The 24,606-nt window shown below is 58.5% G+C and carries 25 protein-coding genes; 6 read left to right on the top strand and 19 right to left on the bottom strand.

From position 1 onward, the window contains the following. Positions 1-76: 76 nt before the first annotated feature. From recX to pncC, 3 genes are all read right to left on the bottom strand, one after another. Positions 77-607, bottom strand: coding sequence for a recombination regulator RecX (recX, locus tag TAN611_RS04215; RefSeq protein ID WP_203067318.1), 531 nt, complete (start codon positions 605-607; stop codon positions 77-79). Positions 608-668: 61 nt separating this feature from the next. Next, positions 669-1,721 (bottom strand): recombinase RecA, encoded by a 1,053-nt coding sequence (gene recA, locus TAN611_RS04210; RefSeq protein ID WP_203067317.1) that lies wholly within the window; start codon positions 1,719-1,721, stop codon positions 669-671. Positions 1,722-1,833: 112 nt separating this feature from the next. After that, entirely contained in the window at positions 1,834-2,322 is a 489-nt protein-coding gene (gene pncC, locus TAN611_RS04205; protein WP_187043605.1) for a nicotinamide-nucleotide amidase, read from the bottom strand. Between the two features lie 237 nt (positions 2,323-2,559). Between pncC and TAN611_RS04200 the strand changes: the two genes are divergently transcribed. Continuing rightward, positions 2,560-3,963: an MFS transporter gene (locus tag TAN611_RS04200; protein WP_105229839.1), complete on the top strand. Its 1,404-nt coding sequence runs from the start codon at positions 2,560-2,562 to the stop codon at positions 3,961-3,963. Positions 3,964-4,001: 38 nt separating this feature from the next. On the opposite strand, the gene mltB is transcribed toward TAN611_RS04200, so the two are convergent. Further along, a complete protein-coding gene (gene mltB / locus TAN611_RS04195; RefSeq protein WP_203067316.1) occupies positions 4,002-5,093 on the bottom strand; it encodes a lytic murein transglycosylase B in 1,092 nt (363 codons plus the stop codon). A gap of 323 nt (positions 5,094-5,416) precedes the next feature. On the opposite strand from mltB, the gene mutS reads away from it, so the two are divergent. After that, positions 5,417-7,969, top strand: coding sequence for a DNA mismatch repair protein MutS (gene mutS, locus TAN611_RS04190; protein ID WP_111737704.1), 2,553 nt, complete (start codon positions 5,417-5,419; stop codon positions 7,967-7,969). 73 nt (positions 7,970-8,042) lie between these two features. On the opposite strand, the gene rpoS is transcribed toward mutS, so the two are convergent. The 8 genes from rpoS to ftsB form a co-directional block, all read right to left on the bottom strand. Further along, positions 8,043-9,041, bottom strand: coding sequence for an RNA polymerase sigma factor RpoS (rpoS, locus tag TAN611_RS04185; RefSeq protein ID WP_105229836.1), 999 nt, complete (start codon positions 9,039-9,041; stop codon positions 8,043-8,045). A gap of 54 nt (positions 9,042-9,095) precedes the next feature. Beyond that, positions 9,096-10,097 carry a murein hydrolase activator NlpD gene (gene nlpD / locus TAN611_RS04180; RefSeq protein WP_203067315.1) on the bottom strand — a complete coding sequence of 334 codons (1,002 nt, stop codon included), beginning with the start codon at positions 10,095-10,097 and terminating at the stop codon, positions 9,096-9,098. A gap of 319 nt (positions 10,098-10,416) precedes the next feature. Continuing rightward, positions 10,417-11,043, bottom strand: coding sequence for a protein-L-isoaspartate(D-aspartate) O-methyltransferase (locus TAN611_RS04175; protein WP_105229834.1), 627 nt, complete (start codon positions 11,041-11,043; stop codon positions 10,417-10,419). Next, complete coding sequence (gene surE / locus TAN611_RS04170; protein WP_105229833.1) at positions 11,037-11,798, bottom strand: 5'/3'-nucleotidase SurE; 762 nt, start codon at positions 11,796-11,798, stop codon at positions 11,037-11,039. Before surE ends, TAN611_RS04175 begins: the two co-directional genes overlap by 7 nt. Then, positions 11,779-12,825, bottom strand: a complete 1,047-nt coding sequence (truD, locus tag TAN611_RS04165) for a tRNA pseudouridine(13) synthase TruD (protein ID WP_105229832.1) — start codon at positions 12,823-12,825, stop codon at positions 11,779-11,781. Before truD ends, surE begins: the two co-directional genes overlap by 20 nt. 4 nt (positions 12,826-12,829) lie before the next feature. Then, complete coding sequence (ispF, locus tag TAN611_RS04160) at positions 12,830-13,303, bottom strand: 2-C-methyl-D-erythritol 2,4-cyclodiphosphate synthase (protein WP_105229831.1); 474 nt, start codon at positions 13,301-13,303, stop codon at positions 12,830-12,832. Positions 13,304-13,314: 11 nt separating this feature from the next. Then, a complete protein-coding gene (gene ispD, locus TAN611_RS04155) occupies positions 13,315-14,022 on the bottom strand; it encodes a 2-C-methyl-D-erythritol 4-phosphate cytidylyltransferase (protein WP_105229830.1) in 708 nt (235 codons plus the stop codon). Between the two features lie 2 nt (positions 14,023-14,024). Beyond that, positions 14,025-14,342, bottom strand: a complete 318-nt coding sequence (gene ftsB, locus TAN611_RS04150) for a cell division protein FtsB (RefSeq protein WP_105229829.1) — start codon at positions 14,340-14,342, stop codon at positions 14,025-14,027. A gap of 403 nt (positions 14,343-14,745) precedes the next feature. Here ftsB and TAN611_RS04145 point away from each other — a divergent pair, with 403 nt between their 5' ends. The 3 genes from TAN611_RS04145 to TAN611_RS04135 all read left to right on the top strand — a co-directional run bounded on the left by TAN611_RS04145 (position 14,746) and on the right by TAN611_RS04135 (position 17,038). After that, complete coding sequence (locus tag TAN611_RS04145; protein ID WP_105229828.1) at positions 14,746-15,507, top strand: basic amino acid ABC transporter substrate-binding protein; 762 nt, start codon at positions 14,746-14,748, stop codon at positions 15,505-15,507. Between the two features lie 105 nt (positions 15,508-15,612). Then, positions 15,613-16,332 (top strand): amino acid ABC transporter permease, encoded by a 720-nt coding sequence (locus tag TAN611_RS04140; RefSeq protein WP_105233214.1) that lies wholly within the window; start codon positions 15,613-15,615, stop codon positions 16,330-16,332. After that, a complete protein-coding gene (locus TAN611_RS04135; RefSeq protein ID WP_111737705.1) occupies positions 16,316-17,038 on the top strand; it encodes an amino acid ABC transporter ATP-binding protein in 723 nt (240 codons plus the stop codon). The genes TAN611_RS04140 and TAN611_RS04135 overlap by 17 nt, the downstream gene beginning before the upstream one ends. Positions 17,039-17,089: 51 nt before the next feature. Here the strand turns inward: TAN611_RS04135 and TAN611_RS04130 are convergent, their stop codons facing one another. The 6 genes from TAN611_RS04130 to TAN611_RS04105 form a co-directional block, all read right to left on the bottom strand. After that, on the bottom strand, positions 17,090-17,407 hold the full coding sequence (locus tag TAN611_RS04130; protein WP_105229826.1) for a DUF3561 family protein: 318 nt from the start codon (positions 17,405-17,407) through the stop codon (positions 17,090-17,092). A gap of 94 nt (positions 17,408-17,501) precedes the next feature. Further along, the gene (gene cysC / locus TAN611_RS04125) at positions 17,502-18,131 is read right to left on the bottom strand and encodes an adenylyl-sulfate kinase (protein WP_105229825.1); all 630 of its coding nucleotides are present in this window, start codon (positions 18,129-18,131) and stop codon (positions 17,502-17,504) included. Positions 18,132-18,133: 2 nt separating this feature from the next. Further along, positions 18,134-19,561 carry a sulfate adenylyltransferase subunit CysN gene (cysN, locus tag TAN611_RS04120; protein WP_105229824.1) on the bottom strand — a complete coding sequence of 476 codons (1,428 nt, stop codon included), beginning with the start codon at positions 19,559-19,561 and terminating at the stop codon, positions 18,134-18,136. An 11-nt stretch (positions 19,562-19,572) separates the two neighbouring features. Beyond that, positions 19,573-20,481 carry a sulfate adenylyltransferase subunit CysD gene (cysD, locus tag TAN611_RS04115; RefSeq protein ID WP_105229823.1) on the bottom strand — a complete coding sequence of 303 codons (909 nt, stop codon included), beginning with the start codon at positions 20,479-20,481 and terminating at the stop codon, positions 19,573-19,575. Between the two features lie 10 nt (positions 20,482-20,491). Next, positions 20,492-21,922 (bottom strand): siroheme synthase CysG, encoded by a 1,431-nt coding sequence (cysG, locus tag TAN611_RS04110; RefSeq protein WP_105229822.1) that lies wholly within the window; start codon positions 21,920-21,922, stop codon positions 20,492-20,494. 194 nt (positions 21,923-22,116) lie between these two features. Then, entirely contained in the window at positions 22,117-22,497 is a 381-nt protein-coding gene (locus tag TAN611_RS04105; protein WP_105229821.1) for a hypothetical protein, read from the bottom strand. 236 nt (positions 22,498-22,733) lie between these two features. On the opposite strand from TAN611_RS04105, the gene TAN611_RS04100 reads away from it, so the two are divergent. After that, positions 22,734-23,807, top strand: a complete 1,074-nt coding sequence (locus TAN611_RS04100) for an aminopeptidase (RefSeq protein WP_105229820.1) — start codon at positions 22,734-22,736, stop codon at positions 23,805-23,807. A gap of 64 nt (positions 23,808-23,871) precedes the next feature. On the opposite strand, the gene TAN611_RS04095 is transcribed toward TAN611_RS04100, so the two are convergent. Next, a complete protein-coding gene (locus TAN611_RS04095; RefSeq protein WP_105229819.1) occupies positions 23,872-24,603 on the bottom strand; it encodes a phosphoadenylyl-sulfate reductase in 732 nt (243 codons plus the stop codon). Between the last annotated feature and the right edge of the window lie 3 nt (positions 24,604-24,606).

The following is a 24,606-nucleotide window of genomic DNA, read 5'->3' as shown; positions in this document are numbered from 1 at the left end:
ATGGCAGCCTGCTCACGAACAAAGTGGGGATAAGATAAATTTTCTTCAGAGGGAAGTAAAACCCCGTGTGCGATGATTACGCAAAATCACGGTAAATCGACTGAATTTCTTCCTGAAAAAAGCCGCGATAAAGCAGATAACGCTGCACTTTGGCTTTATCTTTCCACTCCTTCGGCAACGGGTCGCCAAACTTACGCTGCGCAACCTCTTTGGCCTGTTCACACCAGTCGATGTCACATTCGGCCAACGCCGTCTGCACCACCTCTTTATCTACACCCTTTTGCATCAGCTCGGAACGAATACGCTGGGCACCGTAGCCTTTACGGCTGCGGCTGCCGATATAACGCGTCGCAAAACGCCGATCGTCCAACCAATTATGCTGATAGCAATAATCAATGACTTGTTCGACAACGGCTGGGTCGATGGGTTCATCGCAAGATGGGGAAGAAGTGTTGTTGGAGAATTTGGCGCGGGAGAAAAACGGCTGCGCCGTCAGCTTGCGGCGCAGTTCGTCTTCACTATGATCGCGTTGTGACAGCAAGCGCATCGCGCGGCTTAGCAGGTCATTCTGCGTGTTTCCGGTCTTTGGGGAAACCCGTTCGTTCATAGGATTACAACCTTGGCGTGCGGCGATACGTCAGAATCAGAACGTATCGCCTCTGTCGCGATTAAAACTCTTCGCTGGTTTCGGCGTCGCCATCAAAGCCTTCATCAGCTTCAACGGTGCTGCTGTGTAGCAGCAGATCGCGCAACTTCTTGTCCAACTCGGCAGCGATCGCCGGGTTTTCCTTCAGGAAGTTACAGGCATTCGCCTTACCCTGGCCGATTTTATCACCGTTGTAGCTGTACCAGGCGCCAGCTTTTTCAATCATCTTGTGCTTCACGCCCAGGTCAATCAATTCACCACGGCTGTTGATGCCTTCGCCGTACATGATCTGGAACTCGGCCTGTTTGAACGGCGCGGCAACCTTGTTCTTCACCACTTTGACGCGGGTTTCGCTGCCGACCACTTCATCGCCCTCTTTAATCGCGCCGATACGGCGGATATCCAGACGAACAGAGGCATAAAACTTCAGCGCGTTACCGCCAGTGGTGGTTTCCGGGTTGCCGAACATCACACCAATTTTCATACGGATCTGGTTGATGAAGATCAGCAGCGTGTTGGCGTTTTTCAGGTTACCGGCCAGCTTACGCATCGCCTGGCTCATCATACGCGCCGCCAGGCCCATGTGCGAATCACCGATTTCACCTTCGATTTCCGCTTTTGGCGTCAGCGCCGCAACGGAGTCGACGATGATCACGTCAACCGCGCCGGAGCGGGTCAGCGCGTCACAGATTTCCAGCGCCTGCTCGCCGGTGTCTGGCTGAGAACACAGCAGATTATCAATATCTACGCCCAGCTTTTTCGCATACACCGGATCCAGCGCGTGTTCGGCATCGATAAAGGCGCAGGTTTTGCCTTCACGTTGCGCGGCGGCGATAACCTGCAGCGTCAGGGTGGTTTTACCGGAAGATTCCGGCCCGTAGATTTCTACGATACGGCCCATCGGCAGGCCGCCAGCGCCCAGTGCGATATCAAGTGACAGTGAGCCGGTAGAGATCGTTTCCACGTCCATGGAACGGTCTTCACCCAGACGCATGATGGAGCCTTTGCCGAATTGTTTTTCAATCTGGCCCAGTGCCGCAGCTAACGCCTTTTGCTTGTTCTCATCAATAGCCATTTTTGCTCCTTCGTTACGCAATGTCGGTTTTACCCCACACTGCCACTGAATGTATGTTGTGCAGGAAATGTCACTAATTATACTGTACAGTCATACAGTATCAAGCCTAATTTTACAAAAATTCATCGAGCACGGTTTGCAGCGCGAAAACCGTCGCCTGCAGCCGGACGGCGTCACGATCGCCGCTGAAATGCCTTTCGCACGCCAACACCCGCCCCGAACGCTCGGCAAAGCCAAACCATACGGTGCCGACCGGTTTCGCCGCGCTGCCGCCATCCGGTCCGGCGATGCCGCTGACCGACAGCGCGATATCGGCGTCCGCCGCATGCAGCGCGCCCTGCGCCATCTCACGCACTACCGCTTCGCTGACCGCGCCATGCACCTGCAGCGTCCCCTCGGATACGCCCAGCAGTTGGTGCTTCGCCCGGTTGCTGTAGGTCACGAAACCGCGGTCGAAATAGGCGGAGCTGCCGGCGATATCGGTAATCGCCTTGGCAATGCCGCCGCCGGTGCAGGACTCCGCCGCCGTGATCCAGCGTCCGCCTGCCTTTAATTTTTCGCCGACGGCCACGCTAAGTTTATGCAGGCTCTCTTCGCTCATAACGCCTCCTCAATGAATCATCGCTATATGCGTCCGATAGTAGCATTTATCAAGCGCCGGCGAGGGCGGGCTCAATGAATTGCGCAGCGACGCGCAAAACCGGCAAGGTTTGAAGCCGCAGAGCAAACTGCTAGTATCAGAGAATGCGCCCAGGTAACGGGCGGAACGCAATAGCGCACACAACAAGGATGCTGGTGGCCGGGCAATAATCAGCGCCGATGACGATAGGATGAGCGAGTGAAAAAAACGTTTGGCGTATTCTTTCCGTTATATACCACAACGCTGCTGATGCTGCTTGGCTCCGGGCTGCTGACCACTTATATCTCTTTGCGCCTGACCTCAATTCACGTCACCGGCGGCCTGATCGGTGCCATTACCGCCGCCAACTATATCGGGCTGGTGATCGGCGGCAAGGTCGGTCATTTTTTGATTGCGCGCGTCGGGCATATCCGCGCCTACGTCTCCTGTGCGGGCATTATTACCGCCGCGGTGCTGGGGCACGGTTTGACCGAATTCATCCCGATTTGGGTGGTGCTGCGGATGATTATCGGCCTGTGCATGATGTGCCAGTTTATGGTGCTGGAAAGCTGGCTTAACGATCAGGCCGAATCCAATCAGCGCGGCGTGGTTTTCGGCTTCTATATGGCCGCCACCTATCTGGGCCTGTCTCTGGGCCAGGTGGTGCTGATGCTGCAAACCGATCTGGGCATCACCACCCTGCTGATTATCGCCCTGTGCTTCGCGCTCTGCCTGGTGCCCATCGCCCTTACCACCCGCACCAATGTCCGCCATATGTCGCCGGCGCCGCTGGAGCTGCTCTACTTTATTCGCAACATCCCCAGCGTGCTGACCAATACGTTGGTTATCGGCATGGTGGTAGGCTCGTTCTACGGCCTGGCACCGGTGTATACCAGCCAGCAGGACCTCAGCACCCAGCATACCGGCCTGTTTATGGCGCTGGCGATTTTCGCCGGCCTGGTGGCGCAGTTCCCCTTGAGCTGGTTGTCCGATCGTTACAACCGTACGCTGTTGATGCGCCTTAACGCTATTCTGCTGGTGTTAGCGGCGCTGCCGCTGGCGATTTTGCCGCACATCACTTTCCCGCTGCTGCTGGCTATCGGTTTTGTCGTCAGCATGCTGCAGTTTACGCTGTATCCGCTGGCGGTGGCGCTGGCCAACGACCTGGTCGAGCCGGAGCGCCGTGTGTCACTGGCGGCCTGTCTGCTGATGGCCTTCGGCGTGGGCGCCAGCATCGGGCCGCTGACGGTCGGCATGCTGATCCAGCCGCTGGGCGGCAATATTCTGTATGTATTTTTCGCCCTGTGCGGCGTGCTGATTGTCGGCTTTAGCCGCACGGTGAAAGAGGATGAATCGCAGTTTGTCGACGATGCGCCGCTGCCGCACATTCCGATGCCGGACAGCCTGGTCAGTTCGCCGCTGTCGCCGGCGTTGAACCCGACCTTCGATGAACAAACGATTCATGACACCATGCCGCCGCCGGAAGCCGCACCGGATCCGGTCGAACCGGAACCCGCCGCAGAGAATACGGAAGCGACGGATGAGGAAACGGCAGAAGCGCCTGCCCAAGGAGCGGACCCAGATGAGGACACCGGGCTGAAAAAAGCCTACACCATGCTGTAGAACAAAGAAAAAGGGCCGTCACCGGCCCTTTTTGCTGTTCAGAATACGCTGCCACCGCGCCGCTCGCGCCCGACCGCCTCACCCAACTGCCATACCGCCATCGCATAGTGCGTGCTGTGGTTATAGCGGGTGATGGTGTAAAAGTTAGGCAAACCGAACCAATACTGATAGTCGCTGCCCATATCCAGACGCAGCAGACTCACCTCCTGGTCATGGCCCAGCCCGCCCTGCGGCGTCAGCCCCGCGGCCTGCAGGGCGCCGACCGTATAGCGGGTCTTGAAGCCGTGCTCCATATATGGCGCCTGGCCGCTGGCCGGCACCGCTACCGGCGCATCGCGCTGCCAGCCGTGCGCGCGGAAATAGTTCGCCACGCTGCCGATCGCGTCCTCAGGGTCCCACAGGTTAATGTGTCCGTCGCCGTTAAAGTCGACCGCATAATCCTTAAAGGAGGACGGCATAAACTGGCCGTATCCCATCGCGCCGGCATAAGAACCGCGCAGATCCAGCGGATCGCGCTGTTCTTTACGCGCCATCAGCAGGAAAGTTTCCAGCTCGCCGGTAAAGTACGTCGCACGACGGGGATAATCAAAGGACAGCGTCGCCAGCGCATCGATAATGCGCGTTTTCCCCATCACCCGCCCCCAACGTGTTTCCACCCCGATGATGCCGACGATAATTTCCGGCGGTACGCCATATACCCGGTGAGCGCGCTCCAGCGCGTCGGCATACTGATTCCAGAAGGCCACGCCGTTGGGAATATTGTCCGACGTAATAAACTTATTACGATACCGCAGCCAGGCCCCATTCGGCCCGGAAGGCGGCTGGCCGGTCGGCCTTGGCGCCTGACGGTCCATCAGACGAATTACCCAGTCCAGGCGTTTGGTCTGCGCGAAAACATCGTGCAGCTGTTGGCGATCAAAGCCGTGCTCGCGCACCATTTTGTCGATAAAGCGCTGGGCCGCCGCGTTATAGGCATAATCGCCGGACAGCATCGGATTAACGTGATCGGCCTCCAGCAGGAAACCGCCTTGCACCGTGCGGCTCTGCGGCGGCTGGGTGGTATTTTCCGGCTTGCTGCTGCAGGCGGAAAGCAAAACAACCAGAGGAATGAGAGGGGCAAATTGACGCATCAGGTATCCATACAGCCAGGCTAAAAAAATTTTGGTTATGGTAAATCATAGACGGTGATGCACAAACAGGAATATCCGCGTTAAATAATCAGTGAAATACCGCCGTCTTTTCGCTACCGCCAACCAGTAATGCGAACAATTTAGCAGAAGTTAAGGAAAAAAACGCCGGCGCTTGCAGATGCGTTTGAAACTGAGGTATCACCTGTTAACATCTTCACTCTAACAGAGCAGCCGGCATTTGGCCTTTTTGCAGGACGCATCAACGTGGCTACGGTAAGCATCATGCTCATGACGCATAATCAGAACATAACGCAGTGAAAATTATGGAAAAAAAAGAATACGTCGAACACACGCCGATGATGCAGCAGTATCTGCGCTTAAAGGCGCAGCATCCTGAAATTCTGCTGTTTTATCGGATGGGTGACTTCTACGAGCTGTTTTATGACGATGCCAAGCGCGCCTCGCAGCTGCTAGATATCTCCCTGACCAAACGCGGCGCCTCGGCGGGCGAACCGATCCCGATGGCCGGCGTGCCGCACCATGCGGTAGAAAACTATTTAGCCAAGCTGGTGCAGTTGGGCGAATCCGTCGCCATCTGTGAGCAGGTTGGCGATCCCGCCGCCAGCAAAGGCCCGGTGGAACGTAAAGTAGTGCGCATCGTCACGCCCGGCACCGTCAGCGACGAAGCGCTGCTACAGGAGCGGCAGGACAACCTACTGGCCGCCATCTGGCAGGACGCGCGCGGCTTCGGCTACGCAACGCTGGACATCAGCTCCGGCCGTTTCCGCGTCGCCGAGCCGGAAGATGTGGAAACCATGGCGGCCGAACTGCAGCGCACCAACCCGGCCGAGCTGCTGTACCCGGAAAGCTTCGAGCAAATGGCGCTGATCGAACAGCGCCATGGCCTGCGCCGTCGCCCGCTGTGGGAGTTTGAGCTGGACACCGCGCGTCAGCAGTTGAACCTGCAGTTCGGCACCCGCGATCTAACCGGCTTCGGCGTAGAGCAGTCGCAGCAGGCGCTGCGCGCCGCCGGCTGTCTGCTGCAGTACGTCAAAGACACCCAGCGTACCGCGCTGCCGCACATCCGCGGCATCACCATGGAGCGCCAGCAGGACGGCATCATTATGGATGCCGCCACCCGGCGTAATCTGGAGATCACCCAAAGCCTGTCCGGCGGCAGCGAAAATACGCTGGCGGCGATCCTCGATCGCACCGTCACGCCGATGGGCAGCCGGATGCTGAAGCGCTGGCTGCATATGCCGACCCGCGACGTCAAAGTGCTGAACAACCGTCAACAGGCAATTGGCGCATTACAGGATCTGACTGCCGATCTGCAGCCTCCGCTGCGTCAGGTGGGCGATTTGGAGCGTATTCTGGCGCGTCTGGCGCTGCGGACCGCGCGCCCGCGCGATCTGGCGCGCATGCGCCACGCCTTCCAGCAACTGCCGGAAATTCGCGCGCTGCTGCAGGACGTTGAGGCGTCGCACGTGCAGCAACTGCTGGCGCAGGTCGGCCAGTTCGATGAGCTGCAGGACCTGCTGGAGCGCGCCGTGGTTGAAGCGCCGCCGGTGCTGGTGCGCGACGGCGGCGTCATCGCCACCGGCTATAATGACGAGCTGGACGAGTGGCGCGCGCTGGCAGACGGCGCCAGCGACTACCTCGATCGTCTGGAAGTCCGCGAGCGTGAAAAGCTGGGCCTGGATACGCTGAAGGTCGGCTTCAACGGCGTACATGGCTACTATATTCAGGTCAGCCGCGCCCAAAGCCATCTGGTGCCGATTCATTACGTGCGCCGCCAAACGCTGAAAAACGCCGAACGTTATATCATTCCCGAACTGAAGGAGTATGAGGACAAGGTTCTCACCTCCAAAGGCAAGGCGCTGGCCATTGAAAAGGCGCTGTATGACGAACTGTTCGACCTGCTGCTGCCGCATCTGGGCGAACTGCAGCAAAGCGCCAGCGCGCTGGCTGAACTCGACGTGCTCGGCAACCTCGCGGAACGGGCGGAAACGCTCAACTACGCCTGCCCGACCATGAGCGATCAGCCAGGCATTCGCATTACCGAAGGCCGCCACCCGGTAGTGGAACAGGTGTTGAGCGAGCCGTTTATTGCCAACCCGGTTGCGCTGTCGCCGCAACGTCGCATGTTGATCATTACCGGCCCTAACATGGGCGGTAAAAGTACCTATATGCGGCAAACGGCGCTGATCGTGCTGATGGCGCATATCGGCAGCTACGTGCCGGCCGCCAAAGCCAGCATCGGCCCGGTCGACCGTATCTTTACCCGCGTCGGCGCGGCGGACGATCTGGCCTCCGGCCGCTCCACCTTTATGGTGGAGATGACCGAAACCGCCAATATTCTGCACAATGCCACCGAGCACAGCCTGGTGTTGATGGATGAAATCGGCCGCGGCACCTCAACCTACGACGGCCTGTCGCTGGCCTGGGCCTGTGCCGAAAACCTGGCTAACCGCATCAAGGCGATGACGCTGTTCGCCACCCACTACTTCGAGCTGACTACCCTGCCGGAGAAAATGGAAGGCGTCGTCAACGTGCACCTGGATGCGCTGGAGCACGGTGACACCATCGCCTTTATGCACAGCGTACAGGACGGTGCCGCCAGCAAGAGTTACGGGCTGGCGGTAGCCGCGCTGGCCGGCGTGCCGCGCGACGTTATCAAACGCGCACGGCAGAAATTGCGCGAGCTGGAAACACTCTCCAACCACACCGCCGTCGGTACAGTAGACGCCACCCAGATGACGCTGCTGACTGAAGAAACTTCGCCGGCGGTTGAAGCGCTGGAAACGCTGGATCCGGATTCGCTGAGCCCGCGTCAGGCGCTGGAATGGATTTATCGCCTGAAAAGCCTGGTCTAATCCGCTTTTGTAGCCATAAAAAAACGGTGAGCGCAGGCTCACCGTTTTTATTTCATTCATCAGGCAACCGACGCTACTCGCGGAACAGCGCCTCAATGCTCAGTCCCTGCGTCTGCAGGATTTCACGCAGGCGACGCAACCCTTCCACCTGAATCTGACGAACGCGCTCACGCGTCAGGCCAATCTCACGGCCAACGTCTTCCAACGTCGCCGCTTCATAGCCCAACAGGCCGAAACGCCGTGCCAACACTTCACGCTGTTTGGCGTTCAGTTCGAACAGCCATTTGACGATACTCTGCTTCATATCATCGTCTTGCGTGGTGTCTTCCGGTCCGTTGTCCTTTTCATCAGCCAGAATATCCAGCAGCGCCTTCTCCGAGTCCCCACCCAGCGGTGTATCAACCGAAGTAATGCGCTCGTTCAGACGCAGCATACGGCTCACATCATCCACAGGTCTGTCGAGCTGCTCGGCAATCTCTTCAGCACTCGGCTCATGATCCAGTTTATGTGAAAGCTCGCGCGCGGTGCGCAGGTAGACGTTAAGTTCTTTAACGATATGGATGGGCAAGCGAATGGTACGGGTTTGGTTCATGATCGCCCGCTCAATGGTCTGCCGGATCCACCAGGTGGCATAGGTGGAGAAGCGGAAACCGCGTTCCGGGTCGAACTTTTCAACCGCGCGGATCAGACCCAAGTTACCTTCTTCAATCAGATCCAGCAGCGCCAGGCCGCGGTTGCTGTAGCGACGGGCGATTTTCACCACCAGACGCAGGTTACTTTCGATCATACGACGGCGGGACGGCACGTCACCACGTAGCGCCCGCCGCGCAAAATAAACTTCCTCCTCTGCGGTCAGCAGAGGCGAATAGCCAATTTCTCCGAGATAGAGCTGCGTTGCGTCTAACACACGCTGGGTTACCCCTTGGGACAGCAGCTCTTCTTCAGCTAAATCATTCTCGCTGGCCTCGGTTTCTGCCAGCGCTTTTTCATCAAATGATTCCGCCTCAACTCCATTCTCGTCGAAATCTGCATCAGTCTGTAACTCGTTAACTTTCAGCGTATTGTGGCTCATAAGCTGCTCCTACCCGTGATACCGCGAGCAGAATATCAGCATATTCTGCCCAATCTATCGCTGCGGAAGATAACGCAGCGGGTTTACGGATTTCCCCTTGTAACGAATTTCAAAATGCAAACGTACTGAACTGGTTCCGGTGCTACCCATGGTGGCTATTTTTTGACCCGCCTTCACTTCTTGTTGTTCCCGGACCAGCATTGTGTCGTTATGAGCGTAGGCGCTCAGGTAATCATCATTATGTTTGATGATGATTAGATTACCGTAACCTCGTAAAGCATTGCCGGCGTACACAACGCGACCATCAGCGGTCGCAAAAATGGCTTGCCCACGAGTGCCAGCGATATCGACCCCTTTATTCCCACCGTCTGATGAGGAAAAGTTATCAATAACCTTACCGTCAGTCGGCCAACGCCAGGTACTGACCGGCGAATTATTACTGGCGGCGCTGCTCGCCGGAGGCGTAGCAACTGGCGCGGTAACAGGAGCAGTGGTGCTTCCCGCCGCGGCGGCTCCTGCTGCAGGTAACATCTTACCTACATTCTGTTTACCCGAATTGTCAGAATACGCGTTAGTTGGTTGAGAATCAACCGTTGCCGTTTGGATCTGACTGCTGGATGGTGGTTTAGGAATACCGCCACCGGTAGCGTCCGTGGCCGCTACTACGCCGCCGCCGGCATTGGCAGAACCATTACCAAGTTGAATGGTTTGGCCAACATTCAGGCTATAGGGTTCAGGGATATTGTTGCGCTGCGCCAGATCACGGAAATCATTGCCGGTGATCCAGGCGATATAGAACAGCGTGTCGCCGCGCTTTACCGTATAGGTGCTGCCGTTGTAGCTGCCCTTTTGAATTGAGTCATAACTGCGATTATAAACGATACGCTCTTGCGGCGTGGCCTGCGCAGACGGAGCTGCAACGCTGCCAGCCGTCATCGGGCTACCGCCACCGCCGTTGACGCTGCTGATAGGAGCAGAAGACGAACCGCTGTTCGTACAACCCGCCAACCACACACCGATCATCGTACACACCGCAACCCGGCGAAAAGTAATCATTGGGCTTCCCGTGCTCATGCTTCCCCCATTACAGCATCTATAGCCAAAAAATATCCTATACAGCGTAGCTGAGCTTTAAGTCTTTTCTCAGTTTCTACCTGAAGAGGTTCCCCTGACCGATGCCTGAATACCAGGCCATCTCCCGTCAGAGAGCCAAAAATTCGTTGTCAATGTAGCGGCCTCAACGCGTCCGCGCTATCAGATAACGCCGCAGAAAGGCAATTGTATTGGAAATTAGTCTTATTGGAACGTTAAAAACCGCTCCTGACGTATGAAAGTGCAACAGATTTTGCGTTTAGCCGATAAAACAGACAGCCGGTTAGGCCAGCTCGCCTTTTACCAACGGGACAAAACGCACCGCCTCCACCGCATCAATAACAAATTCGCCACCGCGACGTTGAATACGCTTGAGTATTTGTGACTGTTCTCCCACCGGCAGCACCATAATGCCGCCCTCGTCCAGCTGTGCCATCAGCTCCTGCGGGATTTCCGGCGGCGCAGCCGTGACGATAATGGCGTCAAACGGCCCGCGCGAGGCCCAGCCTTGCCAGCCGTCGCCGTGGCGGGTGGAAACATTATGCAGATCGAGCTGCTTCAGGCGGCGCTTGGCCTGCCACTGCAACCCTTTGATGCGCTCAACGGAGCACACATGCTGGACCAGATGCGCCAGGATAGCCGTCTGGTAACCGGAACCGGTGCCGATTTCCAGCACGCGCGACGTCGGCGTCAGGTTCAGCAGTTCGGTCATACGCGCCACCGTATACGGCTGGGAGATAGTCTGCCCCGACCCTATCGGCAACGCGGTATTTTCATAGGCTTTATGCTGGAGCGCTTCATCGACAAAGCGCTCACGCGGCACGGCCGCCATGGCCTGCAACAGTCGTTCGTCCTGGATCCCCTGCTGACGCAGCTGAGCCAGCAATGTTTGCATTGACTTACTCACCATTCCCCGCTGACCTCGGCTTTGGTTAACCATGTTTTTACCACATCCTGGGCGGCATACGCGGTTAAATCCACCTGTAACGGCGTTACCGCAACATAGCCCTGCTCAACGGCAGCAAAATCCGTATCCGGCCCGGCATCAAATTTATCGCCCGGCGGCCCAATCCAGTAGAGATCCCGACCGCGCGGATCCTGCTGACAAAACACCTGCTCCGCCGGATGGCGGCTGCCGCAGCGGGTCACGCGAACCCCTTTGATTTCTGCCAGCGGCACGTCCGGCACGTTGACGTTGAGAATCTTTCCGGTGCGCAGCGGTTCACGCAGCAACGCACGCAACAGACGGCAGGTTACGGCTGCTGCGGTGTCATAATGCCGGTGGCCATTCAGCGACACCGCCAACGCCGGCAGGCCTAAATGCCGCCCTTCCATTGCTGCCGCCACGGTGCCGGAATAGATCACATCGTCGCCCAGGTTAGGGCCGGCGTTAATGCCGGAAACCACAATATCCGGCGCCGGACGCATCAGGGCGTTCACGCCCAGATACACGCAGTCGGTCGGCGTGCCCTGCAGTACGGCGATATCGCCGTTGGGCAACGTTTGGGTACGCAGAGGCGCTTCCAGCGTCAACGCATTGGACGCGCCGCTGCGATTGCGATCGGGGGCGACAACCATCACTTCGGCAAACTCACGCAACGCCGCGGCCAGCACCTGAATGCCCGGCGCGCTGACGCCGTCATCGTTACTCAGTAATATCCGCATCACGGTTATCCTGCTGCATAATCTCGCGAACTACGCTGGTGGCGAAACTGCCGGCCGGCAGCCAAAAACGCAGTTCAACGGTGACATCATCCCACCAGTTCCATTGCATATTCTGCGGCTGCAACAGCAAAGCGCGTCTGGCAGGGTCTACGCGCTCACGCTTTAAGAGACTAAGCAATTGTGGCTGCTGCGCCAAGCACTGTTGTTCAAAATCCAGCGCGGCGCCGGCGGTGCCAGGCTCGCCATCTCCCGGCAACGGCGCGGTAATCAGCAGTTCACCGTCATTCACGCGCTGCTGCACATTCTCCAGCTCATCCGCCTTGGCGACAAACCAGCTGCCGCGTCCGCTCAGTTGCAACGCATCACCTTCCAGCACGCTGCGCTGCTGCTGATTGGCCAGCCGCGTCGACGTCACCAGATTAAACAGGGCGCTGCGGCTGGCGGAAAGGTAAAAGCTGCGCTTGTTGCGTTCTTTAACGCGAATCTCGTCATTGGCCCAGCGGCGCGCCATCGTCAGATTATTACCGCCGTGGCCAAAGCGCTGGCTGCCGAAATAATTCGGCACGCCGTCTGCGGCAATCGCCTGCAGACGACGCTCTACGTCGTCACGATCGCTGATATGGCGCAGCACCAGCGTAAAACCGTTGCCTTTCAGCGTGCCAATGCGCAGTTTACGGCGATGACGAGCGGCGGCGAGCACTTCGCAGCCTTCCAGCTCAAAACGGGCGAGATCGGGCGTTTCCTTGCCCGGCAGGTGCAGGCAGAACCACTGCTCGGTCACCGCGTGGCGGTCTTTCAGGCCGGCATAGCTGACCGCGCGTCCGTGAACGCCGGCAAAACGCGCCAGATAGTCGGCGACAAACTGCGTATTGCAGCCGTTTTTGCGGATATTGACCAGCAGATGCTCGCCCTCACCGTCCGGCGTAAAGCCCAGGTCTTCCACCACCACGAAATCTTCCGGGTTGGCCTTCAGTACGCCGCTGGACGACGGCTGACCGTGCAACCAGGTCAGGTTTGCCATATCCATCGGCTTACTCCTTGATTAACAAGGCAACCGCTTCGCAGGCAATCCCTTCGCCACGGCCGGTGAAACCCAATTTTTCCGTAGTGGTCGCCTTAACGTTGACATCATCCATATGACACTGCAGATCTTCCGCCAGAAAAACGCGCATCTGCGGAATATGCGGCGCCATTTTCGGCGCCTGAGCGATAATCGTGACGTCCAGGTTGCCCAGACGGTAGCCTTTGGCGCGGATACGGCGCCAGGCTTCACGCAGCAGTTCGCGGCTGTCAGCGCCTTTAAAGGTCGGGTCGGTATCCGGGAACAGCTTGCCGATATCGCCCAGCGCAGCGGCGCCCAGCAGCGCGTCGGTAGCGGCGTGCAGCGCCACATCACCGTCGGAATGGGCCAGCAAACCTTGTTCGTAAGGAATGCGGACGCCACCGATCACCAGCGGGCCTTCGCCGCCGAATTTATGTACATCAAAACCGTGACCGATTCGCATCGAGCCTGCTCCTATTGGTTCAACTGGGTTAAATAAAACGCCGCCAGCCGTAAATCTTCCGGCCGCGTCACTTTAATATTATCGGCGCGTCCCGCCACCAGCAGCGGATGGTAGCCGCAATGCTCCAGCGCCGAGGCTTCATCGGTGACGTTCGCCCCTTCATCCATCGCCCGCTGCAGGCACTGTTTCAACAGCGCCTGCGGGAAGAGCTGCGGCGTCAGCGCGTGCCATAAGTCCTGGCGCTCCACCGTATGGGCGATGGCCGCAACCCCGCTTTCCGCACGTTTCATGGTGTCGCGCACCGGCGCGGCAAGAATGCCACCCACTTTACTGTGTTCGGTAATCGCCAGCAGACGCTCAAGATCGTCAGCATGCAGACACGGACGCGCGGCGTCGTGCACCAGCACCCATTCGGCGTCGCCCGCCAGCTGCAGGCCGGCCATCACCGAATCGGCGCGCTGCTGGCCGCCGACCGTCACCACCACCCGCGGATCGCGGGCAATCGGTAAACGGGCAAAGTGGCCATCGTCCGGGCCGATGGCGACGATCGCCTGACGGACACGCGGATGACGCAGCAAAGCGTGGATCGCATGTTCAAGGATAGTTTGGTTGCCGATGGTGAGGTACTGCTTTGGGCAATCTGTTTGCATACGGCTGCCGATGCCTGCCGCCGGCAGTACGGCAACCACCTGCGGCAAGGAGCCTGCGGAGTGATTCATGTTTATTTTACGTTGTTTTGCGAGGAAGGCGTCACGCCGCGTCTGGATTGGTCAGGAACCAGACGATAGAAAGTTTCTCCGGGCTTGATCATGCCCAGCTCGTTACGCGCGCGCTCTTCAATCGCTTCCTGACCACCGTTAAGATCGTCGATTTCGGCGAACAGCTGATCGTTACGCGCCTTCAACTTGGCGTTGCTGCCCTGCTGGACTGCAACATCGTCATTGACCCGCACGTAATCGTGAACCCCATTCTTGCCCAGCCACAGCGAATACTGCAACCAACCAAGCAATGCCAACAATAGTAGCGTAAGTTTTCCCATCCCCGCCCCCTGAAAAACTGCCTAATCATCCCACAACTTTTCGTTGGACTCCACACTGAGAGCGGCAATTCGCCGCCAGTTTAAGAATACGGATGAGAACTTATGTGCGTTTATAACCTAAAAACGCGTTGAAAGCGGCAAAAAAAACCCTCACAGCCGGAAAAAACCAGACGAACGCCCAATGACCGAGCGCTCATGGTTCATATTTTATACAGCGAATAACACTGGCTTACCGGCAACGCCGCCAAGGTTTCAACCAGCCGACGGAGGAAAATGAATATTTAACACCGTAAAACAACAAAACCTACCGGCTTAGTTGTAATTTTACCCCTGCGTTATTATTTTTATGCATCAAATATGAATAAACACCAACAAAGACAACCATAACTTCCGGGGACTCGCCATGTTAAAACACCTGCTGCTGATAGCAGCCTGCCTGACCGCCAGCTTTTCCGCCGCTGCTGAGACGACCTATGTGGTCGGCTCCGGCGGCACCTACCGTCCGTTCGAGTTCGAAAACAGCAATAAACAGCTGGAAGGCTTTGATATTGATATTATTAAAGCCGTCGCCGATGCCGAGGGCTTCAAGATCAAGCTGGTCAATACGCCGTGGGAAGGCATCTTCGCCACGCTGAACTCCGGCGATCGTGACATCATTATCTCCGGCATTACCATTACCGATAAACGCAAGCAGATGGTGGAATTCTCCGCGCCGTACTTCCCGGCGGAGCAGGCGATCGTGGTGCCGAAGGATTCGACGGTCGACGCCATCGCCGCGCTGAAGGCGCTGAAGGTCGGCGTAGTCAACTCCAGCACCGGCGATATCGTGGTATCCGACGTGCTGGGGAAAAACAGCACCGCCATCAAACGCTTCGACAATACGCCGCTGATGCTGCAAGAGCTGTATGAAGACGGCATCGGCGCGGCAGTCGGCGACGTCGGCGTCGCCAAGTTCTATATCAAGACGCATCCGGAAAAGCAGTTCAAGCTGGTGTCCGACGCCAAGTTTGAACGGCAGTATTTCGGCATCGCCGTCGCCAAAGGCAACGATGAGCTGCGCGACAAGATCAACGCCGGCCTGAAGAAAATCATCGCCGACGGCACCTACGCCAAAATCTACCAGACCTGGTTTGACAACAACGTCCCCACGCTGCCGGCCCAATAATCCACGCGCCGATACGGGCCGGATACGTCCGGCCCTGCAACTGCCAATAAGGAACTTACCGTGAACTTCCGCTGGGAGATCATCCAGGAGTACGCCCCGCTGTTTATGGAAGGCGCCTGGATGACCATCAAATGCACCATTATCTGCGTCCTGCTGGGCACCACCTGGGGCCTGATACTCGGTTTAGGCCGGCTGGCGCAGGCGCCGCACGGCGTCTGGAAACCTATTTTGCACTACGGCGTTCAATGGCCGGTGCGTATCTATATCAGCGCCTTCCGCGGCACGCCGCTGTTCGTGCAGATCATGGTGGTGCACTTCGCCCTGGTGCCGCTGTTTATCAACCCGCGCGACGGCCTGCTGATCGCCGGCGGCATTATGAGCAGCGATTTCGCCCGCGAACTGCGCGCCGATTACGGCGCTTTCCTGTCCTGCGTGGTAGCGATTACGCTTAACGCCGGCGCCTATGTGTCCGAAATTTTCCGCGCCGGGATCCAGTCTATCGACCGTGGGCAAATGGAGGCCTCGCGCTCGCTCGGCATGAGCTACGGCAAGACCATGCGCAAAGTCATTTTGCCGCAGGCGTTTCGCCGCATGCTGCCGCCGCTGGGCAATAACGCCATCGCCATCGTGAAGGATTCCTCGCTGGCCTCTGCCATCGGCCTGGCCGATCTGGCCTACGCGGCGCGCACCGTATCCGGCGCCTACGCCACCTACTGGGAACCCTATCTGACCATCTCGCTGGTCTATTGGGTCATCACTTTCTTGCTGTCGCTGATGGTGCAGCATATGGAAAAGAGGTTCGGGAAAAGTGATTCGCGTACATAATCTGCAAAAACAGTTTGGCGCCACCCATGTGCTGCGCGGCATTGACTGCCAGATTGCCGCCAACGAAGTGGTGTGCGTCATCGGCCCGTCCGGCTCCGGCAAAAGCACCTTCCTGCGCTGCCTAAACGCGCTGGAAAGCCTGTCCGGCGGCGAAATCGAGGTTAACGGCTTCGCGATTCACGATCGGAAGACCGATCTCAATAAAATGCGCGCCAGCGTCGGCATGGTATTCCAACGCTTTAACCTGTTCCCGCATATGACCGTGCTGGAAAATATTATTATGGCGCCGATGGACGTGAAACAACTCTCCCGCGCCGACGCCACGCGGCAGGCCGAAACGTTACTGCGCAAGGTCGGTCTGCTGGATAAAATCGACGCCTATCCCGGCAGCCTGTCCGGCGGCCAGCAGCAGCGGGTAGCGATTGCCCGTGCGCTGGCCATGGAGCCGAAAGTCATGCTGTTCGACGAGCCGACCTCCGCGCTCGACCCGGAGCTGGTCGGCGAAGTGCTGGCGGTGATCAAGGCACTGGCCCATGAAGGCATGACCATGGTGGTAGTGACGCACGAAATGGCGTTTGCCCGCGAGGTGGCGGATCGGGTGCTGTTTATCGATCAGGGCGTCATTCAGGAGGAAGGGACGCCGCAGCAGATTTTCGGCCAGCCGGCCAATCCGCGTACTCAGGCGTTTTTAAGCAAAGTTTTGTAACCTTCGGCACGGCTTTGCAATCAGTCGGCGCGCGCTTACGCGCCCGGCTGGTTACCAACCGCTCAACAGACTGAACACCAGCCAGAACAGACAAAGCACCACGACGCCGGTCAGCAGCAGCGTCAAAATCAGACGCCCGCGCAGCAGCATACTGAGCGTGATGCCGATCAGGACCGACACCGGCATTAAAGCCAGGAAGAAAGGCCAGGTATACAGCAGGAAAAACAGCGTGTTGGAGCCATAGACCAAGAACGGCAGCGTAAACGCCAGCCAATAGAAAACGAAACCGCTGACGCCACCGAGAAACGAGTAAGAAGGTTCTTCTTTCTCTGATGTTGAATCAATCACGACGGGCGAGACATTTTGCATAGTAATCCCTGGTTATTCATCGCTCTCAGCACGCTCTGCGGCGTGTCAGAGTAAAAAGCGCATGGCAGATAACCGCCACACGCTTTTTGGGAACTCAGGGTTTGATAATAGCCTGACCACGCAGCACGTCTAACAATTGCGCAACCAAATTTGTTACCAATTGTTCGCCATTCAGGTGGATATCTGCCGCCTCCGGCGCCTGATAAACCGCGTCGATGCCGGTGAAATTGCGCAGCTCGCCGGCGCGGGCTTTTTTGTATAAGCCCTTCGGATCGCGCGCTTCACAGATGGCCAGCGGCGTGTCGACAAACACCTCGACAAACTGGCCGTCGTCCAGCATGTCACGCACCATTTGCCGTTCAGCGCGGTGCGGAGAAATAAACGCGGTCAGCACCACCAGGCCGGCATCCACCATCAGCTTCGCCACTTCGCCGACCCGGCGAATGTTCTCGCGACGGTCATCATCCGAAAAGCCCAGATCGCGGCATAGCCCGTGGCGCACGTTATCGCCGTCAAGCAGATAGGTGCGCACGCCCATCGCGTGCAGCGCCTGCTCCAGCGCGCCAGCCACGGTGGATTTTCCCGAGCCGGACAGCCCGGTAAACCACAGCACCACGCCGCGATGGCCATTGCGCGTTTCGCGGTCCGCACGCGTTACCGCATGCGGATGCCACACCACGTTTTCATCGTCCGGCCCGGTCGGCCGCTGTTCACGCTCGGCCACGCTTACCGGCCTCCGAGCAGGTCGCGCGCGCCCCAGTGCGGGAAGTGCTTGCGCACCAGCGCATTCAGCTCCAGCTCAAACGCGCTGAACTCGCCGGCGGCGGCCGTGGTTGCCTGCTGCGCCTCACGGATCAGGCCAGCGCCGACGGTGACGTTGCTCAGACGGTCGATAATAATCATGCCGCCGGTATCCGGGTTGCTCTGGTAGCTGTCGAGCACCAGCGGTTCGTCAAAGGTCAGCGCCACCAGGCCGATGCCGTTCAGCGGCAGGCTGTCGGTCTGATACTGCGCCAGCGAGTTGATTTCTACCTGATGGCGAATCGCCTCCACCCGGGCGCGGGTTTTCTTGCCGGCCACCTTGATATCATAGCTCTGCCCCGGCTGCAGCGGCTGTTCCGCCATCCAGACCACATCCACCAGCGCGCTTTGCGCCGCCTGCAGGTCATCATCGGCCGCCACCAGCAGATCGCCGCGGCTGATATCCACTTCATCCTGCAGCACCAGCGTCACCGCCTCGCCCGGCACCGCTTCCTGCAGGTCGCCGTCAAAGGTGACGATGCGCGCAATGCTGGACTCCACGCCGGAAGGCAGCACTTTTACCCGCTGCCCGACGCGCGCCTTGCCGGCGGACAACGTGCCGGCATAGCCGCGGAAATCCAGGTTCGGGCGGTTAACGTACTGCACCGGGAAACGCAGCGGCTGGGCTTCCGAACGGCCAATCACCTCCACACTTTCCAACACTTCCAGCAGCGTCGGGCCGCTGTACCATGGCATGTTGGCGCTCTGGCCGGCAACGTTATCGCCATCCAGCGCCGACAGCGGCACAAACTTGATATCGAGATCGTTTGGCAGCTGTTGGGCAAAGGTCAGGTAGTCCTGTTTGAACTGCTCAAACACCTGCTCGCTGTAATCCACCAGATCCATTTTGTTGACCGCCACCACCAGGTGACGAATGCCAAGCAGCGTGGCGATAAAGCTGTGGCGGCGCGTCTGGTCCAGCACGCCTTTACGCGCATCAATCAGCAGAATCGCCAGATCGCAGGTCGATGCGCCGGTGGCCATATTACGGGTGTACTGCTCATGCCCCGGCGTATCGGCGATGATAAATTTGCGCTTCTCGGTGGAGAAGTAGCGATAGGCCACGTCGATGGTGATGCCCTGCTCGCGTTCGGCCTGCAGGCCGTCCACCAGCAGCGCCAGGTCGAGCTTTTCGCCCTGCGTGCCCAGACGTTTGCTGTCGGTGTGTAGCGTAGACAGCTGATCTTCATAAATCTGACGGGTATCGTGCAGCAGGCGGCCAATCAGGGTGCTTTTGCCGTCATCGACGCTGCCGCAGGTCAGAAAACGCAGCAGGCTCTTATGCTGCTGCGCGTGTAAATAGGCTTCCACCCCGCCCTGCTCGGCGATTTGTTGTGCAATTACGTTATTCATCCGGCGGCTCCTTAGAAATACCCTTGACGCTTTTTCAGCTCCATCGAGCCGGACTGATCGCGGTCAATCATACGGCCCTGACGCTCGCTGGTGGTGGAGACCAGCATCTCCTCGATGATTTCCGGCAGCGTTTCCGCCGAGGACTCCACCGCGCCGGTCAGCGGCCAGCAGCCCAGCGTGCGGAAGCGCACCATACGCTGGCTGATCACTTCGCCCGGCTGCAGATCGATACGGTCGTCATCCACCATCATCAGCATGCCGTCACGCTCCAGCACCGGACGCGGCTTCGCCAGATACAGCGGCACGATGTCGATGTTTTCCAGGAAGATGTACTGCCAGATGTCCAGCTCGGTCCAGTTCGACAGCGGGAATACGCGGATGCTTTCCCCTTTGTTAATCTGGCCGTTGTAGTTGTGCCACAGCTCCGGACGCTGGTTCTTCGGATCCCAGCGGTGGAAACGGTCGCGGAATGAGTAAATACGCTCTTTGGCGCGGGATTTTTCCTCATCGCGCCGCGCGCCGCCAAAGGCAGCGTCAAAACCGTACTTGTTCAGCGCCTGCTTCAGGCCTTCGGTTTTCATGATATCGGTATGCTTGGCGCTGCCGTGCTCGAACGGGTTAATCCCCATCGCCACCCCTTCCGGGTTTTTATGCACCAGCAGCTCAAAACCGTACTCTTTCGCCGTGCGGTCGCGGAACTGATACATCTCCTGGAATTTCCAGCCGGTATCCACATGCAGCAGCGGGAACGGCAGGGTGCCCGGATAGAAGGCCTTGCGCGCCAGATGCAGCATCACCGAAGAGTCTTTACCGATGGAGTACAGCATCACCGGGTTGCTGAATTCAGCGGCAACTTCACGGATGATATGGATACTCTCCGCCTCCAATTGCCGCAAGTGAGTGAGTCGTTTTTCGTCCATAACAGATCCTTTAAGCCAAATTCACTACGGCGGGACGCGCGGCCCCGTCCGTCTGAGGTTGATGCCCAAACCAGGCGATTTGATGGTGCAGTTCCACCACTTCGCCAATCACCAACAGCGCCGGCAACGGCGCCTGTCGGGCTAATTGTTCCAACTGCTGCAGCGTACCGGTCAGCACCTGCTGGTCGGCACGCGTGCCACGGCTGATCACCGCCACCGGGGTCTGCGCCTCGCGGCCATGGGCGATCAGGCGCTGGCTGATATCCGCCGCCTTCATGGTGCCCATGTAAATCGCCAGCGTCTGGCGCGCACGCGCCAGGTCGGCCCAGTCCAGCCCGTCGCCGTCGGGACGGCAGTGGCCGGTGATAAAGGTCACGCTCTGCGCATGGTCACGGTGGGTCAGCGGGATGCCGGCATAGGCCGTCGCACCGGCCGCCGCCGTGACGCCCGGCACCACCTGGAACGGAATCCCCGCCGCCGCCGCAACCTGCAGCTCTTCGCCACCGCGGCCAAAGATAAACGGGTCGCCGCCCTTCAGGCGCACCACGCGCTTGCCCTGCTGCGCCAGTTCCACCAGCAGGCGGTTGGTCTCTTCCTGGATCACCAGATGCGCGCCGGCGCGTTTGCCTACGCAGATGCGTTCCGCGTCACGACGCACCAGATCGAGAATCTCGTCGCTCACCAGGTGGTCGTACAGCACCACGTCGGCCTGCTGCATCACCTGCAGGCCGCGTAAGGTCAGCAGACCAACATCGCCCGGCCCGGCGCCGACCAGCGCAATCTCGCCCTGCGCTGCCTCATCGCCGGCGGCAAACGCGGCCAGGTCTTGTTCCAGCTGTTGCTGCGCCTGCTGCGGCTGCTCATTGGCCGCCAGCGTGGCAAAGCGGCCGTTAAGAGATTTTTCCCAGAAACGGCGGCGTGCGCCGATCGAACTCAGCTGCTGTTTTACCCGAGCGCGAAAACCGCCAGCCAGTTGCGCCATGGTGCCAAGGCTGGCCGGCAGCAGCGCTTCCAGCTTTTCACGCAGCATCCGCGCCAGCACCGGCGCCTTGCCGCCGGATGACACCGCCACCATCAGCGGTGAACGGTCAACAATCGACGGAAAGATAAATGAGCAACGCGGCTGATCGTCCACCACGTTGGCCAGCAAGCGGCGCTTATCCGCCTCGGCATAAACCTGGGCGTTCAACGCGGCGTCGTCGGTTGCGGCGATCACCAGAAACACCTCATCCAACTGGTGCGGCGCAAACGCCTGCCCCAGCCAGTTGATGCGTCCAGACTGGCGATGCTGTTCAAGTTCCGGTGAGAGCGACTGCGCAACTATCCGTATTTCAGCCCCGGCGCGCGCAAGCAGTTCAACTTTACGCGCAGCAACTTCACCGCCGCCAACGACCAGTACCGGACGTTGTTTCAGATCGGCAAATATTGGTAGATAGTCCACAACAGCCTTTTCATATAACGGAAAGATAGTGTGACTATACGGGCTGCGATTTAGCCCCTGAAATGACGAAAAGGAATGAGATGTGCATTTATGGAATATAGGCCGCAGCGTCGGCGCGGCGCAGCGCTGGGTTACGCCGCCATCATGCCTGAACAGACAGGCACATAACGCCGTTTAAGAGATGGCGAAACCGCTCAGAACCACAGCTTAGCGGCGGTCATGCACAGTGCGGCAACGCCGAATATACAGCTGACCATCCATTTGGTTTGGCTGACAACCTCTTTATTCACCAAACCAATTTCCCGGTGCAGCAGGGCCACCTCCTTATGCAGATCGCCCTTGGTGACAAATTCCAGCGAACGCATGTTCAGCGCGGCCAAATCCAGTTTGACCTGGTTAACGTCCACCTCCACCCGTTCGACGCGCTTTTCCACTCCCTCAATGCGCTGCCCCATCCCCTCAATGCGCAGATCCATCCCCTCAATGCGCTGCTCCAGCCGTTCAACTCGCTGATCCATGCGCTCAATCTTTTGCTCAACGACACCCAGACGGTTTTCCAGTTTATCCAGCATCATGCGCTCTCCCTGCCGAGAAAAATCATCTCGCCGGATAGTAGCCACATTTTTCAGACGGTTAAATAGCGATTCCGCTAATTTGCCATACGCCTCGCAATCGCCTTCCAGCGACGACGTTCAGCTTTTACCGCCATAAATTAAGAGCGGATGAAATTGTCTAATCCACCATTGCGTTTCATACTAAGGCCGAAAAAATAATCGGCGTCATTGAGCGCCTACGAGAAGGATTTTCCGCTATGTTTTCCCGCCAGTGTCTGAAAGCCGGCCTGTTGGCCGCGGCATTCAGCAGCGTTTTTTGCGCCTCAGCCGCGACGCATCCCGGCCAGGATGCGCCAATAGGCAAATTCGCCGCCGAAAAAATGCGGTATATCGCCACCTACTTTCCGGGGCGTATGGCCGGCAGCCCGGCTGAGCAGCTGACCGCTGACTACCTGAAACAGCAATTCACCCAGATGGGTTATCAGAGCAATATTCGCAGTATTAACAGCCGCTATCTCTATACCAACAAAAACGGCAGCGAGAACTGGCGCAATATTCGCGTCAATTCCGTGATCGCCGCCAAAAGCGGCGATCGGCCGCAGCAGATCGTCATCATGGCGCATTTCGATACCTATACGCCGCGCAGCGATGCCGACGTCGACAACAACCTGGGCGGCCTGACGCTGCAAGGGGTCGACGATAACGCCTCCGGCGTCGGCGTGATGCTGGAGCTGGCGCAGCGGATGAAGGATATCCCCACCCGCTACAGCCTGCGCTTTATCGCCACCAGCGGCGAGGAGCTTGGCTCGCTGGGCGCGAAAAATTATCTGCAGCGCATGAGTGCGGAAGAGCGGGCGAACACGCTGCTGGTGATTAATCTCGACAGCCTGATCACCGGCGACAAACTCTATTTCCACGCCGGCCGCAACACGCCGCCGAAGGTCGCCAAACAGAGCCGCGATCGGGCGCTGGATATCGCCCACCGCTACGGCATCGCCGCCTCGCTCAACCCCGGCAGCGACCACTATCCGAAAGGCACCGGCTGCTGCTCCGATCAGCAGGTATTTGACGACGCGCGTATTCCGGTCATGGCGGTCGAGGCCACCAACTGGGCGCTGGGCAAAAAAGACGGCTATCAGCAGCGTGCGGTCAGCCCGCACTTCCCGCAGGGCGTCTCCTGGCACCGGCCGCAGTACGACAACGTACAATATCTGGACCGCTACCTGCCGGGACGGATTGATAAGCGCAGCCGGGACAGCGTTCAGGTGCTGCTGCCGCTGTTAAAAGAGCTGGCGCAGGCGCACCCGGCGCCAAAAGCGAAAAAACCATAAAAAAAAGGGATGGCCGGCGCCATCCCTTCTTCGTTATTCCGTCTGCGCACTCAGCGCATCCGGATTACTCATGCAGCCCGCATTCACGTTTCAGGCCGAAGAAGCGCGTCTCTTCTTCATTCATGCCCGGCTCCCACTTGCGCGTGGTGTGGGTATCCCCCACCGACAGGTAGCCCTGCTCCCGCAGCGGGTGATAGCTCAGCCCGTGATCCGTCAGATACTGATAAATCTGACGGTTGTCCCAGTCAATGATCGGCAGCACCTTAAAGACGCCGCGCTGTACCGCCAGAACCGGCAGGTTGGCGCGGCTGCCGGACTGCTCGCGGCGCAGGCCGGCGAACCAGGTGTTGGCGCCCAGCGTTTCCAGCGCGCGGTTCATCGGCTCAACCTTATTGAGCTGGTTATAGCGCTCAATCCCTTCGACGCCCTGCTCCCACAGTTTGCCGTAGCGCGCTTCCTGCCAGGCCGGCGAGTGCTCGGCGCGGAACACCTGCAGGTTCAGGTTCAGTTTGTCGGTCAGCTGATCGACAAACTGATAGGTTTCCGGGAACAGATAGCCGGTATCGGTCAGGATCACCGGAATATCCGGCTGGATACGCGTCACCAGATGCAGACAGACCGCGGCCTGAATCCCGAAGCTGGAAGAGAGCACAAACGCGCCCGGCAGCTGTTCCAGCGCCCACTCCACGCGCTGTTGCGCAGAGAGCCGCTCCAGTTTGCCGTTGACCTCAGCCAGCGCCAGCGCCTGCCCGGATTTCGGCAGCGCATTCAGCGCCGCCAGATCGAATTCAGCCATGTT

The sequence above is a fragment of the Serratia sp. Tan611 genome, assembly GCF_905188235.1.
Lineage (GTDB): Bacteria > Pseudomonadota > Gammaproteobacteria > Enterobacterales > Enterobacteriaceae > Serratia_B > Serratia_B rhizosphaerae.
Note: the sequence above shows the minus strand (reverse complement) of the source record. Positions and strands in the feature narration are given on the sequence as shown.